The sequence below is a fragment of the Armatimonas sp. genome (assembly GCF_031410135.1).
GTDB lineage: Bacteria > Armatimonadota > Armatimonadia > Armatimonadales > Armatimonadaceae > Armatimonas.
Map to the genome: position 1 here is coordinate 1 of NZ_JANNYP010000726.1, position 14,644 is coordinate 14,644.

A 14,644-nucleotide genomic window follows, 5' to 3' on the forward strand; every position below is an offset into this window, starting at 1 on the left:
GTCTTCAGTATAGCACGATCTTTCGTGAGCCTTGACAAGTAAAAAGGGCTGCGATAAAATTGAGAAACATAGTTTTTCACCCGTCGTAGGGTAGTGTTTTCTTAGGAAACATAGTTTTTTAATATGGCTAGGCGGCTTCCAACAATTCGTGATGTTGCAGCGCAGGCGGGAGTCTCTGTGGGGACTGCCTCCAAAGCGCTCAACAACCAAGGGCGTATCTCCACCGAGACACGGGCTGCGGTTGTGCGTGCCGCCGAAGAGCTGCGCTTTGCTCCCAATGCTTTAATTCGCTCACTTCAACGCGGACGAACCGGAACTGTGGGGCTCTTAACTTGGCCGGTGCGCGAGACGGGTATTTTAAGTGTGGATCTGGCACTGCTCACTGGAGTTTCTCATGGGCTTGCCGCCGTCCAGACCGACATGCTGCTCTATGCCCGCTGTGAAGGGCGCGACCTCGGCACCGTATTGCTGGATGGTCGCGTCGATGGAGCCATCTTGGTGCCTCATGAGCTTGAAGAGACGACTCTGGAAAGCTTGTCGAGAGCGGGCTTGCCAACAGTGACTCTCTACCAAGCGGAGGTGCCGCATGGCGTGGGCTTTGTCCGAGTGGACAACGCCAGTGGAATCCGGCAGGCCATCGCGCATCTTGTGGCGTTGGGGCACCGGCGCATTGCCTTCTACTCGCCGCTCACCTCTGCGGATTTTCACGAGCGCTGCGCTGCCTACAGAGAATTCTGCCGGGAACTAGGGATAAGCACGGATGTTGAGCTTTGTGTGACCCCAGATGAGTACTACGCCCCACTTTTGCCGACCTGGCAGAAGTGGCAGGCACTAGATGCGCCTCCCACAGCACTGATCGCCGGTAATGACGGCTTCGCGATCATGTGGCTTGAGTTTTTAGAGCAGCAGACAGTGCGCGTCCCACAAGATCTGTCTCTAATTGGTTTTGACGATGCTCCGATTGCCAGCTCCGGAGCTAGCCTAACGACTGTGCGACAGCCCGGCCTTCAGGTAGGCGAGCTGGCCGCAACCTTCGTGGATCGGCTGATCCACGGTGCGCCTGCAGAAGAGTGCCGCCGGACTCTCCCGGTGGAACTGATCGTGCGGGAGACAACGGGCCCCGTGCCCCAAAAACAACCCTGAAAGGTTACAAAAAAATGTCTCAGAAAGACACTAAAAAGAGCGCCTTTACGCTCATCGAACTACTCGTTGTTATTGCTATTATCGCTATCTTGGCCGCGATCCTCTTCCCGGTCTTTGCACAAGCCCGCGGTAAAGCCCGTGCAATCTCCTGCCTCTCCAACATGAAGCAGCTGGGGACATCTTTCATGATGTATGTCCAGGACTACGATGAGACCTTTCCCCTCGGTGTTCAGGAAGACTGGAACAATGGCTGGCCAACCGCCGTTCAGCCCTATGTCAAGAGCCTAGGAGTTTTTCGCTGCCCGGATGATGGTGATCTAACACAGCCTGCTGGTACGGGCTGGGCGGGAGCGCCTATCTCTTATGCCTCTAACGGATTTCAGCAGTGGAATGGCTCTACCTGGCAGGTCTTTGGACTAATGGGCGTTTCCCAGGCATGGATGGGATCGGGAGCGGCTGGTCGCGGCATGGTAATCATGAACCGACCTGCTGATACGATCATGCTTGCTGAGAAGCATAATCGTGAGGCACGAGGCTCTGGGGGATCGGGGAACCTCTCCGCATGGGGACCAGGCAACACGATTACCGGTGTGAACTGGTGGGACTGGACCGCTCCGGGCAATATTCCGGATGGTACCCGCGCCCTCACGGCGGCCTATCCCAATGGTCGTAATGGCTCGGTAAGCTTCAAGCATAATTTGCGTAGCAACTTCGTTTTCGGCGATGGGCATGCCAAGTCTATGGAGCCTCATACGACTAATCCTAACCCCGCTACCCGTCCTTTAGACAACATGTGGGATGCACAGCGTAACTAAGATGAAGAAGAATATTTTCCTCACCGTCGCAGCTGCCCTACTGGGGATGATCGCCCTCACAGGCTGCGGAAAACCTAGTGACGCGCCAAAGACTAACCAGGAGGTCAAGGACTTCAAGGGAGGGCCCGCGCCAGCGAACGCCATGTCCCAGATGGGGATGCCTGCGGGACAGAAGATCGGTGCACCCCCTCCGGGGGCGCAGCCGCCCGCACCGCGCTAACGAAAAATACCCCTGGGGAGGGCAACATCCCCAGGGGTATTGGTTATTTTAGTGCCTCTTCAATCGCCGCGATTTCATCGTCGGCGAATTTTGTTTTCTCAGCGGCTTTCACGTTCTCGATGATCTGCTCCGGGCGGCTGGCTCCGATCAGCGCGGAGGTCATGCGGGAGTCGCGCAGCACCCACGAGAGCGAGAGCTGAGCCAGAGTCTGGCCTCGGTCTGCGGCGATGGCGTTAAGCTTCTCTAGCTTCGCGAGCACCTCAGGCGTTACGGCGGACTCTTTTAAGAAGCCCGATGGCTGCTTGGCGCGGGAGTCTTCGGGGATCGTGCCGCCCAGATACTTGTTCGTGAGCAGGCCCTGTGCCAGTGGACAGAAGGCGATCATTCCGACACCTTTCTCGCCACAAACATCGGTCAGGCCGTTCTCAATCCAGCGGTTGAGCAGTGAGTAGCTCGGCTGGTGCAAGATGGGCTTCACAAACCCATTGGCCTCACAGACGGCGAGAGCGAGCTTGGTCTGGTCCGCGGAGTAGTTGGAGAGCGCAGCATAGAGCGCCTTGCCCGAGCGGACAGCAGAGTCGAGTGCGCCCATGGTCTCTTCCAGTGGCGTGTGGGGATCGGGGCGGTGGTGGTAGAAGATATCCACGTAGTCCACTTGCAGGCGCTTCAGGCTGGCATTGAGGCTAGAGAGCAGGTACTTACGGCTGCCCCACTCGCCATACGGCCCTGGCCACATTCGGTAGCCCGCCTTGGTCGAGAGAATTAGCTCGTCCCGGTAGCCGGAAAAATCGTCTTTTAAGATCCGGCCCACGCGGCTCTCGGCGGCACCAGGCGCGGGGCCGTAGTTGTTGGCCAGGTCGAAGTGCGTGATGCCGTTATCGAAGCTGGCAAAGAGCATCTGGCGGGCGTTCTCATGGAGCGAGACTTCATCGGTGTGACGTGCCGCATCGGTTCCTGGATCCCCGAAGTTGTGCCAACAACCAATCGAGATGGCAGGCAAGTGGAGTCCCGAACGCCCACAACGACGGAACCAGCCGGAGGCGTTTTCATAACGCGAAGAAGAGGGAGTGTAGATTGACATATCAAAGAGAAATTTCGACACCAACTGCCTCGTTCCCTGCGAGAAAAGCGTGCTATAATATCTCCGACATGAGCCAAGACGAGGAATCAACTACTGCCCCTAACCTCCCCACACAACCACCGACGATGGTGGCTGTGCGAAAGCGAAAGCGAAAGCGCCGCTCGGAGCCGCAAGTAAAGAGTAAGAGCTTGTACTTCATGATAGGCATTTTCTTTCTTGTTTTGCTTTCGATGGCAGTCCCGTCTTTCCGAGTTGGACTCAATAATATGTTGCGTCCGATCTTCAAGAACACAGTTTCCGCCGAAGCGATCGCCATGGTGATTGCCGGTCTTGCTTTGCTCTTTCTTATCCCAGGAGTTGAAGACCGTGTTCTGACGACTCTGGGCTTGAAAAAGCGTCCTCGTACTAAGAAGATACAGCGCTAGAGCTTTTATAGCGCGAGAAACGGTTGCATCTTGGCGAATTTCTTCTCGCCAATCCCCCGCACTTCTTTAAGCTCGTCTATCTCCTTAAAGCTGCCACTTTGCTGCCGGTAAGCCAGGATGCTTTGTGCTGTACTTGGCCCAACACCAGGGAGTTTTTGGAGATCTTCCAGCGTGGCCGAGTTAAGCTTGACTTGACCCTCGCCTGGTGTGTGGAACTTCGTGGCACTACTCGCGGGAGAAGCGCTTACGGGTGGTGAGGCTATTGGTTTGCCGAGGAGACGGCCTTTTCCCCTGCTCTGGCCTGCGGGCACTGTGGGCGCTACGACAGATATGGCAGACACAGGCGAGGCTTTCTGTACGGTGAGCGGGACATAGATCTGATCTGCATCCTCCAGATAGCCCGCCAGGTTGAGGGCGTCTTCTTGCGCCCCACTCTTGAACCCACCCGCTTTCTGGATCGCCTGATGGAGACGAGCGCCGGGAGGAAAGCTATAGACACCGGGACGCTTGACCGCGCCACTCACATAGACCACGAGGGGCGCGGTGGGTTTGGGAGAAGGTGTCGTCGAGGTAGCCTTAGGGGCGGGGCTGGCAGAGGGCGCAGGACTAGGTCGTGCTCCGGCAGGAATCGTCGTCGGCTGGAGCGGGGCAGCGCTTGTGCGGCGCAGCGAGCTACCAATCCCAAAGAGGGCGAGTGCACTAATGGCGACCACGAGGCCGAGGCGCTCGCGGTGGGTGAGAGAAGTTAGAGGGTTTTGCATGAGAGAGATTTTCCTTTCGTCACCCTGAGAACGGTCGAGAACCCCTGATTCTGATAAAATCCACGAATTTTTTTATAAGAACGGTCGTAGACTGCCGAAAATGAGCCTACTATGCAGATCCGTCTTCCCAATGCCGCCCTCTCCTTAGAGTCTGAAGGCTCGCTTCTGCGCCGCTTTGTCGGTCGGCAACCGCAGAGAGAGCGATTTCAGAAGCTCCTGGCGATGCCCTCGGGCTCTGCTCTGCCTTTGGTGGTCGTGCATGGGGCATCCGGAAGTGGGAAGTCACTCCTAGGGCGACGGATTCTGGCGGAGCTGAACGGCGAGCTCCCCGACGATATCGTCCCGTGGTTTCCGTGTGAGCTGCGCTGTCCTGCGGTACTGCTGGACTTGCGGCTAGGTGCCCTTATCCATGACCCTTTGTCTGCCCTCCAAGCTCTGCGCGATGGCCTCGAAATTGAGTGCCCGCGCTTTGACCTAGCTATGGCCTGGCGGCAGCGCCTCCAAGAGCAAGGTGGTGGCCCTGGACTTTGGCGAACGGAGGCGGAGGCACTCGCCGCTGAGGCCGTGGAAGAGCTTGCTGACTATGGCCCCGACGAGCTGCCTAGTTCACAACCCGCGCGGTTTGCGACCACGCGGCTGGCCGGACTGCTACGCGGCACGAAGCTGGGGGAGTGGCTCCAGAGCCGCGAGGGGGGCGATGATTTTCTCGCGTTGCGTGAGCTACCGGTCAGCGCGTTTTCGTATCGGTTAGTGCTGGAGCGCCTCGCCGATGACCTTCACAAGAACCTACCCAAGCGTCCCAGTGGTGCTTGTCGGCTCCTGGTGATATTGGATGCTTTTGAGCGGACCAACGGTCGGGAAACTACCTGGGTGCGTGAGCTTTATGAGTGCCTGGCTCCCTTTTCGCTGGTTCTAGTGCTCGGGCGTGAGCGGCTCGACTGGGCAAAGCACGACTCGGACTGGGGGAAGGCCAAGGTCTGTGAGCAGCACGCCCTGAGCGGCTTGAGCACCGACGATGCCGAGCGTTTTTTGACGCTCTCTGGCGTAGATAGTGAGGCCCTGCGCGGCTCCTTCCGTGCGCTCTGTCAGCAGGGGCAGACCTACGATCCACAAGCTCTGGGGCTCTGTGCCGACATGGCCCGCACCCTCTCCGCTAAAGCACTCGGGGAGCTTCCTACCACGGCGCTACCTTTCGCGGCGCTTTTCGAGCACTTTCTCCGTGCCCTCTCACAAGAGGATCGTGGCCTCATCGAGCAGCTGGCGCTGGTGTCACGCTTTGACCGGGAGGCCGTTCGCGCCTGCACGATGCTGGCAAGCCGCTGGGACTGGCTACAGACCCTGAGCTTCCTAGAGCCCGTGGAGCTGGACTGGTACGCTTTCTCCACGCCGGTGCAGGAGGTGGTTCGGGCGCAAAAGACACGTAAAGAGAGCGAGCAAGAGACCTGGGAGCGGCACTGGCAGGGACGCTCGAAGAGAGATACGGATAGATTTGCCGCGCTGGCTTGGTACCACACTTGGTGCCGCAAGCCGGAGGAAGCCCTCAAGTTCTGGAAGGTGCTGGCAGAGCGCGAGCGCAGTGCCGAACAGCGACGCGGCCATGCGGAGCTTCTTACCTGGTGGGAGCCGACGGGGCTTGAGCGACGTACACCAACCAAAACCACCGAAGTGGAGGCGCTGAGTGTGCTGGGAGTCGAAGTAGGGCTCTCGCAAGGTGGCACCACGAGCCAACGACGGGCCATTTGGTGTCAAGAAGCGGCTCTGAATGCGGTGGATGAGAAGAAGTCACCGCAGCTCTGGGCCGCGATCCAGAACCGGCTCGGGGATGCCTACACCCACTTGCAAGACGGGGATCGGAACCAGAATCGGGCCCGGGCCGTGGCTTGCTACGAGTCGGCGCTCCGGGTCTACACAAAGCTAGAGCTACCACAGCAGGCCACGACTGTGCGAGGACGCTTGGGGGGAGCGTATCTGGAGCTGGCATCGGGCAGTCGCAAAGAAAACCTGACCCGCGCCATTAGCTGCCACCAGGCTTCGCTGCGTATCTACACCCCGGAGAAGTTTCCCCAGGAGTGGGCCGCCGCGCAAAGCGACATGGGCTATGCCTACACCGAGCTTCCCGGCGGGAACCGGGATGCGAACCTGGCCCAGGCCCGCGCCTACTACGAAGCCGCCTCCCGAATCTACACCGAGGAAAGCTACCCGGTCGAGTGGGCCGTGCTTCAAGAGCGCGTTTCTATTCTGGAGTGGCTCCAAGGCAGAAAAGACGAAGCCCGTCTCTTGTTGGAGCGGGCGCTGGAAATCTTCCAACAACACGGGGATCTGGAGCGGATTGAGCACGCCCAGAACACCCTTCAGCTCTGGGAGCCCACGCCCACGTCACCGATTCACCGCCCCAAGCCCCAAGTCGCGGTCTTTCTCGTCCTCATGGTTCCTGTCGCTTTCGCCCTCTGGGGAGTGATCCAGTTTCTCCTCGGACGGCTCCACAGGTAGTGCTTACCCCACGCCCCAGCTTCCGGTGAACGTCGCGCCGGGATCTAAGCGCCGCAGGCCCCACTCCGGGTGGTTGAAGCCGTCGCTACCGCAGGTCATAGGCTCGATGGCGAGGCTGCATCTCTGGTGCTCAGCGGGCATGTTCTCGCCGGTGTAGAGGACCACAAAGTCAAAGGACTCATCCATCCACACCGTGACTGTCTTCCCGTTTCCCGTGAGCACGACATTGGCTCGGCCTGCATCGTCGCGTTTTGGGCTCAAAAAGCAGTGGTTAAAGACAGTGGTACCGATTGTGCTCGGCTGTCGGTAGTCTAGCCCTGCCTCAGCCACGTGGAAGATCGTGCCCGTGGGGATAAACTGCTTCATCTCCAGCACCGAGTCAAAAGGCAGCGTCAGCAAATCCGTGTTCACGAGCTCCGAGCCCACCGTAAAGTACGGATGAAAGCCCGCCGCCACCGGAGCTGCCACGGTGCCCGTATTGGTGATGGCAAAGGCGCACTCTAGGCCCGTGTCGCTCAGGGTGTAGGCTATCTCCAAGTCCAGCGGAAACGGGTAGCCCTGCGCTCCCGTAAATTCAAGCGTGAAGCGCACAGTGCTCTCACTCTGCTCAGCAACCGTCCAATCCATGGTACGCACAAAGCCATGAATCGCATTGGGGCCGTCTTTGTCGGTCTGGGGGAGCTGGTGGGTTTCTCCGTCCCATGTGTAGGTCGCCCCGCCAATACGCCCTGGAAAGGGAATCAGCACATCACCCTGCCCGCCTTGTTTATTGGCTTTTCCTCGGTAGCCCGTCGCCACCGGCTCGCCGTCTTTCGTCACGCCCCGCAGCGACGCGCCATACGCCGCCACGACCGCTTCCCATGCGCCGTGGCGCAGAACTATCTCAATATCTTCGTTCATAGTGCAAATTTATCTAACAGAGTGGAGTTTATCGTCACGCCGAGGCCTGGCGTGGTCGGTACGGTCGCCAAGCCGTCTTCAAGCTCGATGCGCTCGGTGAAAAGTGCATCGAAAGGGTCGCCCAGGCTATCAGTCTCCAAAAGCGGTGGACGTAGCTCTACCCGACCGGGGTGTCGAATATCGGAGGCTAGAAAGTGCAGGGCCGCAGCGAGGTTGAGCTGCGTTCCCATAGACCGTGGAACCACATTCACCCCATGTGCCGATGCCACCGTCCGGATTTTCTGCGCCTCGCTCAGACCGCCACACCAGGCGGGATTCACCTGAAATGTCCCGATTGCCTGGGTTGCCAGCAGGGCTTCAAAGGCCCAGCGGGTCTGCTCGTAGCGCCCCGCCGACAGAGGCAGCGTGGTCTGAGCCGCTAGGCGCGACCAGGCCGTCACGGGCTCGGTGGCGAGCGGATCGGCGAGCGCGGTGAAGCCCTGCTCGGCGAGGGCGCGGCAGATAATCGCGGCCTCGGGAACGTCGTAGGAGCCGTGCGCCTCGGCGGCGAACGGGGTGTGTGGGAACTCTTTGCGCAGTGCCCGTGCCAGGGCGGCATCGGCAGCAAGGCTGCGACCCACTTGCACCAGTAGCGCCCGCGCTCCTCCTTCAATCGCTTTATGAGCCTCCGCAAGCATCCGAGGAACTCGCTCGCTCTCGGGGCCTTCGCGGAAGTAGAGGCCCGTGGTGTAGCAAGGGATACGCTCTCGGGTTCGTCCGCCCAGTAGCGCACTCACCGGCTGGCCTAAGAGCTTGCCTTTTAAGTCCCAGAGCGCCATGTCAATGCCACTCAGCGCTCCGATCAGCACGCCCCGCCGCCCATGAGGAAGTGCCGCCTGCCAGAGCCGATCCCAGAGCGGGTCGGTAGCGAGCGGGTCTTGTCCGAGCAGAAGAGGCCCGAAAAACGCCGTCACCGCCGCTCTCAGCACCTCGGGTGGCCCCGCACACTCGCCCCAGCCCTCCGTGCCATCATCGGCGATAAGCTGCACGAGAAGTGCCTCTCGGACGCTCGCCTTCCCCCGCGCCCAGCCAAAAGACTCGGAGAGAGGCGCACGGAGCGGGAACGCTCGGACTTCTCTGATCATTTAGCCGCGTGCCTTGGCGACGGCAGCTACAAAGGCCTTCGCGGTCTCAGTGAGGGTGGCCCAGTCTTTGTTTTTGAGAACGTCTTTGCTCACCAGCGACGAGCCTGCGGCCACAGCAGCACAGCCCGCTTTGATGAAATCGCCTGCGGTGCTCAGATCCACGCCGCCCGTGGGAATGATCTGGAGCTGGGGGAGGGGAGCCTTGAGTGCCTTGATGTAGTTGGGGCCGAGGCCATCGGCTGGGAAGATCTTGATAAAGTCCGCGCCTGCCTCGTGGGCGGTGAGCGCCTCGGTGGGGGTGTAGGCTCCGCAGACAATCGGGACGTTGTAGCGGCGGCACATTTCGATAATCTCGGTCTTCATCACGGGGGAGACGGCAAACTGCGCCCCGGCGAGAATGGCCATACGCGTCGTTTCCGCGTCTAAGACGGTGCCGACGCCCATTAAGATTGCATCGCCTAGTTCTTTACGGACATCCGTGATGACTTGCAGCGCATTGGGAGTCGTCATGGTGACCTCCATCGCCGTCACACCGCCCGCCGCTAGGGCCTTGGCCACGTCCATTAGCTGCTCGCTGGAGTCCGCGCGGATCACGGCTACTACCCCAGGATTCAGCATTCGCTCGATAATTTCGTACTTGCTCATCTCAGGGTACATGATAGCACAGGATAGAATGGAAATATGCCCCTTTCCGCCCTTCTCTTTGACATGGACGGCACGCTGACGGACTCCATTGGCCTGATTGTCCACTGCTACCAGCAGACAATGCAGCGCTTTGCCGGTCACACCCCGACCCGCGACGAAATCGTTCCCAAGATCGGACGCGCCCTGCCGACTCTCTTTGTGGAGGAGGCAGTCGGAGATGTGGCCGAAATGCTGACGTTCTACCGCGCCCTCTACGCCAAAGAGCACAGCGACTGGGTGCGCCTCTACGACGGCGTTGACGAAATGCTCGCCGCCCTCCACGACAAGCTCCCACTGGCGATTGTCACGTCCAAGTCCCTACAATCCGCCCGTCCCGCCCTGGAGCGCTTTGGACTCGGTGAGAAAATGCAGGTTGTTATCACCAGCGACGATACCGAAAAGCACAAGCCCGACCCCGAGCCTTTACTCCTCGCCGCCACCCGCCTCGGTATCGCCCCGGAGAAGTGCGCCTATCTCGGCGACTCCGTCCACGACCTTCACGCCGCCCGTGCCGCCGGAATGCAAGCCCTCGCCGCCCTCTGGGGACCGTCCCCGCCAGAGACCCTGCGGCCTCTGGCAGATCAGAGCTTTACATCGCCGTGTGAGCTACTTAGGCTTGGCTAGCTCCTGGCGCGTCGCAATCGGGACGTAGCCGATTTCGAGGCCCTTGGGCGGCTTGACGATCTGCGCGGGGTCGAGGTCAGCGAGCGTGCCGGTCTTGGGCGGCGGGAGGTACTCGCGGTTCTTGGTCCAGGTGCGGTGGAGCTTCTCCACTTTGACCTGCATCTTCTCCCGCTCCGCGTTGGTGAGGTCGGCGTTGAGGAGCGCAGGCTGGTCGGCGAAGCGGTACCAGTAGTAGGTCACGACACTACCATCGCCCAGAAACGCCTTGAAGGGCCCCGCTACAGGCCCCGGTTTCTTCCAGGTGCTCTTGGGGGCTTCAGGCGTGTCGTAGGGTGGCTCGGGATTTTCTTTGGGCGTCTCCCAGGTCAGCTTGTGCAGGCCCGTCTCTGCCGGGACTTTCTCGGCAGCAATCGGCACCCACTTCGCCTTTTTTTCGTCCTCGCCGTTCTCCAGAGCGAAGTACTCGGGGAGGGTGATCAACTTACGCGAGCTCTTGGTCGTCTCCGCGCTCCACTCGTAGCCGTAGGAGTGCGCATCGGCTAGTTTCGGGGTTGCGAAGGAGCTCCAGGCGATATTGACTTTCTTCTCCGTTTTCTCATCCTTCTTTGAGTGAATCTGCCAGGTGGCGCGGCCTCCCTTGCCGAACGTGCGCACAAAACCACCCTGCGGGCTCACCTTGCCGCTACTGGGGGCACCGCCGGAAAACCAGGCCGTCACGGAGTCTTGAAGGGCGGATTTATTGTAGACCGTGTCCTGATGCACCAGCACGGAGCGCCCCTCTGCGCTACGCGGAAACGACGTCGGGGCGATGCGTGCGTAGGAGTTGCCCTGGGCATCGGTGGCCATGCGGCAGGGGATGTACTGGGTCTCCATCTGTACGCTACGGTTCGGATCAACTGGGCGGGTGTCTAGTAGCAAGCCCGCCAGCTTCGGGTCTTTCTCGGCGGAGTGCGACCAGAAGTACGGCAGGAAGAACGCCACAGGCCCCTTGAAGTTGCCGGAGTTGAAAAACAACGTCCAGCACTGGTTGCCCGTTGGAACCGGCTTTCCGTTGGTCGTGGGCTTGGGATCGGTGAAGGGCAGCGAGAAGTAGCCATAGCCAAAGAGCTCGCCGCAGGTGCCTTGCTTGAGGTTGATGCCGTCAATCGGGAAGAGTAGCCACGGGCTCAGCTGCGCCACACCGTAGAGGCCACGTGGCTCCTCCCACGTGCCCCAGCCGTGTGCAGGCCCATTGGCGATCTCCGAGAAGTTGGGCGCAACCCCACCCATGATGAACTTAGGTGTCGTGGTGGGAAAGCGTGTGTCTCGCCACCAGCCCAGGCCCCCCTCGACATCCGAGTACATGTCCTTGGGCTCCGGGCCGTCCCACTGCGCAAACATCCAGGTGCTCGGCAGGCCCGTCTGGAACTGGTGGCCCGGATAGTTCGAGAGCAGCGGCCACGCGGCGATATACATCGAAAAGCCCGCGTTGTAGCTGGGCTCGACTTTATCAATAGGCAAGATCAGGTAGCCCGCCAGATACTCATTCTGTCCGCTCACCAGCCCTTGCATCTTCGTCGTTTTTTTCATTGCCACGATTGTACATGAGATTGCCCACATTGTGTGGGGGGGCAGCTCGCTACTCTACGATGCCAAATGCCTGATACCACTCCGGCTCGCGTGGGTAGACTTCGTCCTGCAATACTTCGTAAATCTTCCCTTGGATACGAATCAGAGCATCATTCGAAATTGGAGGGACAGGTCGCAGCTTTGCCCACTGTGCCGCGTCGAGAAAGAGAGTATAGCCATTTTCCTGGCGACTCACCTGGGGAGAGGCGAAAGAGGGCCACTCTTTGGGCCAATTAACGACCTTCCGCGACTTTGCTGGCGCACGTGGAGGGAGTGTGAATTCTGGTTCTGGCTTGCGTTCCTTACGAAAGAGAAGCTTGATGTACTTGGGAGTCCACGGCTTGCCTTGCGCGGGCTGGAGATTTTCCACATAGTGATACATATTGAAAAATGCTCCAATCACGGGAGCGTCTGTCTTGGAGTAAGCAAGCTCATCACGTTTCAAGCGAGAGTGAAATCCCTCGATCTGCGTCCGCTTCGGCCCGTTTTTTGAATGGACGTAGATTCTTGACTCGGGTCCATCGGTTGGGACATTTGTAAGTCGGTAATGGGATTTGAGTTTCTTTAGTTTCTGAATCGGTTCCATGAGAGCGTAGATTGTCGCCAGATCAGGCTTGCTCAGAACCGCCTCGTAGCGATGACCAATCTCGGTGCCTTTCTCCTTAAACCACTTGGTGTAGATGATTCGACCATCCTCGTAAACCACCACCGAAGGGCTGTGTTGCTCGGGCCACCAGATACTGAAAGGAAGGGACACATAGATGGGCTGAGGGCCATCAAAAGGGCGGAAATCGCTTTGATTCATTGCAGTTACCTTTTTCTAGCGCAAGCCTCGTGCTTTCAGGAGGGCATCAGCCCACGCTGTGTCTTCTTCTTTCAGGGGCGGAAAGGGCTGGTCACGGTAGGCGAGAGTCTTGCGGAAGGGGCCACGGTCCCAGACATGGTCTAGGAGCGCCTGAACATCCAACCGAATATCCGGGATGCTAGAAGTAAGAGGTACAGGAACGGTTGGAAGGACTTGGCGCAGGGTGCGTGCCCAAGCGTCACACTCGGCACCTTCCCCTGCACGGTGTAGGCTCACCACATAGTCCCAGTGTCCAAAGAATGTTTCTAAGTCGTCTTTTGCTGCCGCCACGGTGTGCCGTCCTGCGCGAAGCAGGTCAATCTCCAGTAAGTGCGTCGAGCTTCGGAGAAGCCGTTGTTGTTTGCGCACGTATTCTTCGCGTCCATCGCCTGGTGTTTTGTTGCTGATGCTTAAAAACTCAATGGCCGTGATAATCTCCTCGGGCTCGCTGAGAGAAACGATCTCGATAAAGCGCTGGGGGACTTCTAGCAAACTCGCTCGGACACGTGCAGGCGCGTCGCCAACGACCATGACTGTTTGAGGCGCGATTGGGGGCGACGCAACCCGGTGGACGGAGACATCGGGCAAGATGCTTCGTTCGGGTGTTAGGATCGTCAAGCGCTCCTCAATCCGCGCAATAAACCCATCGGGGAGAAGCGCGTTGAGCGTCTCGTAGCACGCCACGATCAGCGCCGCATGAACGCCGCGCCAGTGCGCTGGGTATTCCAGATAGGGATCCATCCCAGGAAACGGTGAAGGCATGGCTCATTTTATCGCTTCCGATGCGCTGGAGACGATAAAATGGCGTGTGAATCGTCGTGTTCTTATGGCCTTGTTTGTCTTTGCTCTTGTAATCGGGGTGGGTGGGCGTTTATTACCAGATCGCTTGGATCGTCGCCTGAAGGCGCTAGCGGGGCCAGGGGCGATTGACTGCTCGGATTACCGTGTTCCTGATGCGGAAGTCTGTATGAATCAGGCATATGCTCAAGGGAAGGCGTTTTATGGACGTCGTGATTCGCTGCCTGATCACGTGAAGGGATCTGTGGGAGTGGTTTGTCGTAGGAAAGGGACAGCGACCTATATTCATCAAAACTCTGCGATGCCGCAAGGATATGAGGAAGTGATGGTCATTTCGCGTTGGTCATCGTGCTATAGCTGGCTTCCTTAGGGACGGTACAATATCGTCATGGCAACGAACAATGCCGGGGTGCCGAAGGCAGTGGCGCTCCTTGCTTTTATAGGAATTCTAGGAGCTACGTGGTGGCTCAATAAGAAAAATGTCGTCACGCCGTCGTCTGGGCAGACCACGGGGGGGGGTAAAGTGGCTCAACCAGATGCCCTGACCCGCTATGGCGTGACACTCACCGAGAGTGCGAAGGCGCTGGGGGTGGACTTTACGCACACCGCGCCCAAGCTCGACCCGAAGCTGGAGCCGATCTTGCCACGTATAGCAGATATGGGCGCGGGCATTGCGGTCTGCGACTTTGACAAAGACGGCTGGGTGGATTTTTATCTAACCAACTCTGGCGAGAACAGCAAGAACGCACTCTACCACAACAAGGGCGACGGCACTTTTGAGGAAGTCGCGGAGAAGCTGGGCGTGGCGGATCTCAACAAAGACGGCACGGGGACGAGTCAGGGGGCGCTCTGGGGCGACTTCGATGGCGATGGCTACCCCGACCTGCTGGTCTACAAGTGGGGCAAGGCGCAGCTCTTCCAGAACAATGCGGGCAAGGGCTTTACGGATGTGACGGAGAAAGCCAATCTTCCCAAGTGGATGAACGCCAACGCTGCGACGCTCTTTGACTACGATCAGGACGGCAAGCTTGATATCCTGCTCTGTGGCTACTTCGACGAGCAGCACGACATGTGGCACCTCAAGACCACTAAGATCATGCCCGATGCGCTCAACTTTGCCCACAATG

At 59.0% G+C, this 14,644-nt stretch carries 16 protein-coding genes; 8 read left to right on the top strand and 8 right to left on the bottom strand.

Annotated elements, in window-relative coordinates; translation table 11 throughout:
• Positions 1-123: 123 nt before the first annotated feature.
• The 3 genes from RMO15_RS26550 to RMO15_RS26560 are packed head-to-tail and all read left to right on the top strand — an operon-like array spanning position 124 to position 2,178.
• Positions 124-1,143 carry a LacI family DNA-binding transcriptional regulator gene (locus RMO15_RS26550; protein WP_309719903.1) on the top strand — a complete coding sequence of 340 codons (1,020 nt, stop codon included), beginning with the start codon at positions 124-126 and terminating at the stop codon, positions 1,141-1,143.
• A gap of 14 nt (positions 1,144-1,157) precedes the next feature.
• A complete protein-coding gene (locus RMO15_RS26555) occupies positions 1,158-1,958 on the top strand; it encodes a DUF1559 domain-containing protein (RefSeq protein ID WP_309719906.1) in 801 nt (266 codons plus the stop codon).
• 1 nt (position 1,959) lies between these two features.
• Positions 1,960-2,178, top strand: coding sequence for a hypothetical protein (locus RMO15_RS26560; RefSeq protein ID WP_309719909.1), 219 nt, complete (start codon positions 1,960-1,962; stop codon positions 2,176-2,178).
• A gap of 43 nt (positions 2,179-2,221) precedes the next feature.
• Here RMO15_RS26560 and RMO15_RS26565 read toward each other — a convergent pair whose 3' ends face one another.
• Positions 2,222-3,259, bottom strand: coding sequence for an aldo/keto reductase (locus RMO15_RS26565; protein WP_309719911.1), 1,038 nt, complete (start codon positions 3,257-3,259; stop codon positions 2,222-2,224).
• Positions 3,260-3,327: 68 nt separating this feature from the next.
• Here RMO15_RS26565 and RMO15_RS26570 point away from each other — a divergent pair, with 68 nt between their 5' ends.
• Positions 3,328-3,684, top strand: a complete 357-nt coding sequence (locus RMO15_RS26570; protein WP_309719913.1) for a hypothetical protein — start codon at positions 3,328-3,330, stop codon at positions 3,682-3,684.
• A 5-nt stretch (positions 3,685-3,689) separates the two neighbouring features.
• On the opposite strand, the gene RMO15_RS26575 is transcribed toward RMO15_RS26570, so the two are convergent.
• A complete protein-coding gene (locus tag RMO15_RS26575; protein WP_309719915.1) occupies positions 3,690-4,445 on the bottom strand; it encodes a helix-hairpin-helix domain-containing protein in 756 nt (251 codons plus the stop codon).
• A gap of 111 nt (positions 4,446-4,556) precedes the next feature.
• Here RMO15_RS26575 and RMO15_RS26580 point away from each other — a divergent pair, with 111 nt between their 5' ends.
• Positions 4,557-6,935 (top strand): tetratricopeptide repeat protein, encoded by a 2,379-nt coding sequence (locus RMO15_RS26580; protein WP_309719918.1) that lies wholly within the window; start codon positions 4,557-4,559, stop codon positions 6,933-6,935.
• 3 nt (positions 6,936-6,938) lie between these two features.
• Here the strand turns inward: RMO15_RS26580 and RMO15_RS26585 are convergent, their stop codons facing one another.
• From RMO15_RS26585 to RMO15_RS26595, 3 genes are read right to left on the bottom strand one after another with little or no spacing between them, the layout of a single operon-like run.
• Positions 6,939-7,835, bottom strand: coding sequence for a hypothetical protein (locus RMO15_RS26585; protein ID WP_309719921.1), 897 nt, complete (start codon positions 7,833-7,835; stop codon positions 6,939-6,941).
• Positions 7,832-8,959 (bottom strand): mandelate racemase/muconate lactonizing enzyme family protein, encoded by a 1,128-nt coding sequence (locus RMO15_RS26590; RefSeq protein ID WP_309719923.1) that lies wholly within the window; start codon positions 8,957-8,959, stop codon positions 7,832-7,834. Before RMO15_RS26590 ends, RMO15_RS26585 begins: the two co-directional genes overlap by 4 nt.
• Positions 8,960-9,604: a bifunctional 4-hydroxy-2-oxoglutarate aldolase/2-dehydro-3-deoxy-phosphogluconate aldolase gene (locus RMO15_RS26595; RefSeq protein ID WP_309719926.1), complete on the bottom strand. Its 645-nt coding sequence runs from the start codon at positions 9,602-9,604 to the stop codon at positions 8,960-8,962. It abuts the gene before it with no gap.
• Between the two features lie 36 nt (positions 9,605-9,640).
• On the opposite strand from RMO15_RS26595, the gene RMO15_RS26600 reads away from it, so the two are divergent.
• Positions 9,641-10,267, top strand: a complete 627-nt coding sequence (locus tag RMO15_RS26600) for an HAD-IA family hydrolase (RefSeq protein ID WP_309719929.1) — start codon at positions 9,641-9,643, stop codon at positions 10,265-10,267.
• Here RMO15_RS26600 and RMO15_RS26605 read toward each other — a convergent pair.
• Genes RMO15_RS26605 through RMO15_RS26615 form a run of 3 tightly spaced genes read right to left on the bottom strand, consistent with a single transcriptional unit; the run spans position 10,250 to position 13,481 of the window.
• Positions 10,250-11,836 (bottom strand): hypothetical protein, encoded by a 1,587-nt coding sequence (locus RMO15_RS26605; RefSeq protein WP_309719931.1) that lies wholly within the window; start codon positions 11,834-11,836, stop codon positions 10,250-10,252. The two genes, RMO15_RS26600 and RMO15_RS26605, sit on opposite strands and share 18 nt — an antisense overlap.
• Before the next feature lie 49 nt (positions 11,837-11,885).
• The gene (locus RMO15_RS26610; protein ID WP_309719934.1) at positions 11,886-12,680 is read right to left on the bottom strand and encodes a hypothetical protein; all 795 of its coding nucleotides are present in this window, start codon (positions 12,678-12,680) and stop codon (positions 11,886-11,888) included.
• Between the two features lie 15 nt (positions 12,681-12,695).
• Positions 12,696-13,481, bottom strand: a complete 786-nt coding sequence (locus tag RMO15_RS26615; protein ID WP_309719937.1) for a DUF4058 family protein — start codon at positions 13,479-13,481, stop codon at positions 12,696-12,698.
• Here RMO15_RS26615 and RMO15_RS26620 point away from each other — a divergent pair.
• Positions 13,480-13,887, top strand: a complete 408-nt coding sequence (locus tag RMO15_RS26620; RefSeq protein WP_309719940.1) for a hypothetical protein — start codon at positions 13,480-13,482, stop codon at positions 13,885-13,887. The genes RMO15_RS26615 and RMO15_RS26620 overlap by 2 nt on opposite strands.
• Positions 13,888-13,905: 18 nt before the next feature.
• The coding region (locus tag RMO15_RS26625) for a VCBS repeat-containing protein (RefSeq protein WP_309719943.1) at positions 13,906-14,644 on the top strand (739 nt) is incomplete at its 3' end.

What these genes read in the sequence shown, in the direction of transcription:
- RMO15_RS26605 (WP_309719931.1), bottom strand. Translation starts at nt 11,836, where the DNA reads ATGAAAAAAACGACGAAGATGCAAGGGCTGGTGAGCGGACAGAATGAG.
- RMO15_RS26570 (WP_309719913.1), top strand. Translation starts at nt 3,328, where the DNA reads ATGAGCCAAGACGAGGAATCAACTACTGCCCCTAACCTCCCCACACAA.
- RMO15_RS26585 (WP_309719921.1), bottom strand. Translation starts at nt 7,835, where the DNA reads ATGAACGAAGATATTGAGATAGTTCTGCGCCACGGCGCATGGGAAGCG.
- RMO15_RS26590 (WP_309719923.1), bottom strand. Translation starts at nt 8,959, where the DNA reads ATGATCAGAGAAGTCCGAGCGTTCCCGCTCCGTGCGCCTCTCTCCGAG.
- RMO15_RS26620 (WP_309719940.1), top strand. Translation starts at nt 13,480, where the DNA reads ATGGCTCATTTTATCGCTTCCGATGCGCTGGAGACGATAAAATGGCGT.
- RMO15_RS26555 (WP_309719906.1), top strand. Translation starts at nt 1,158, where the DNA reads ATGTCTCAGAAAGACACTAAAAAGAGCGCCTTTACGCTCATCGAACTA.
- RMO15_RS26575 (WP_309719915.1), bottom strand. Translation starts at nt 4,445, where the DNA reads ATGCAAAACCCTCTAACTTCTCTCACCCACCGCGAGCGCCTCGGCCTC.
- RMO15_RS26595 (WP_309719926.1), bottom strand. Translation starts at nt 9,604, where the DNA reads ATGAGCAAGTACGAAATTATCGAGCGAATGCTGAATCCTGGGGTAGTA.
- RMO15_RS26610 (WP_309719934.1), bottom strand. Translation starts at nt 12,680, where the DNA reads ATGAATCAAAGCGATTTCCGCCCTTTTGATGGCCCTCAGCCCATCTAT.
- RMO15_RS26565 (WP_309719911.1), bottom strand. Translation starts at nt 3,259, where the DNA reads ATGTCAATCTACACTCCCTCTTCTTCGCGTTATGAAAACGCCTCCGGC.
- RMO15_RS26615 (WP_309719937.1), bottom strand. Translation starts at nt 13,481, where the DNA reads ATGCCTTCACCGTTTCCTGGGATGGATCCCTATCTGGAATACCCAGCG.
- RMO15_RS26580 (WP_309719918.1), top strand. Translation starts at nt 4,557, where the DNA reads ATGCAGATCCGTCTTCCCAATGCCGCCCTCTCCTTAGAGTCTGAAGGC.
- RMO15_RS26560 (WP_309719909.1), top strand. Translation starts at nt 1,960, where the DNA reads ATGAAGAAGAATATTTTCCTCACCGTCGCAGCTGCCCTACTGGGGATG.
- RMO15_RS26600 (WP_309719929.1), top strand. Translation starts at nt 9,641, where the DNA reads ATGCCCCTTTCCGCCCTTCTCTTTGACATGGACGGCACGCTGACGGAC.
- RMO15_RS26550 (WP_309719903.1), top strand. Translation starts at nt 124, where the DNA reads ATGGCTAGGCGGCTTCCAACAATTCGTGATGTTGCAGCGCAGGCGGGA.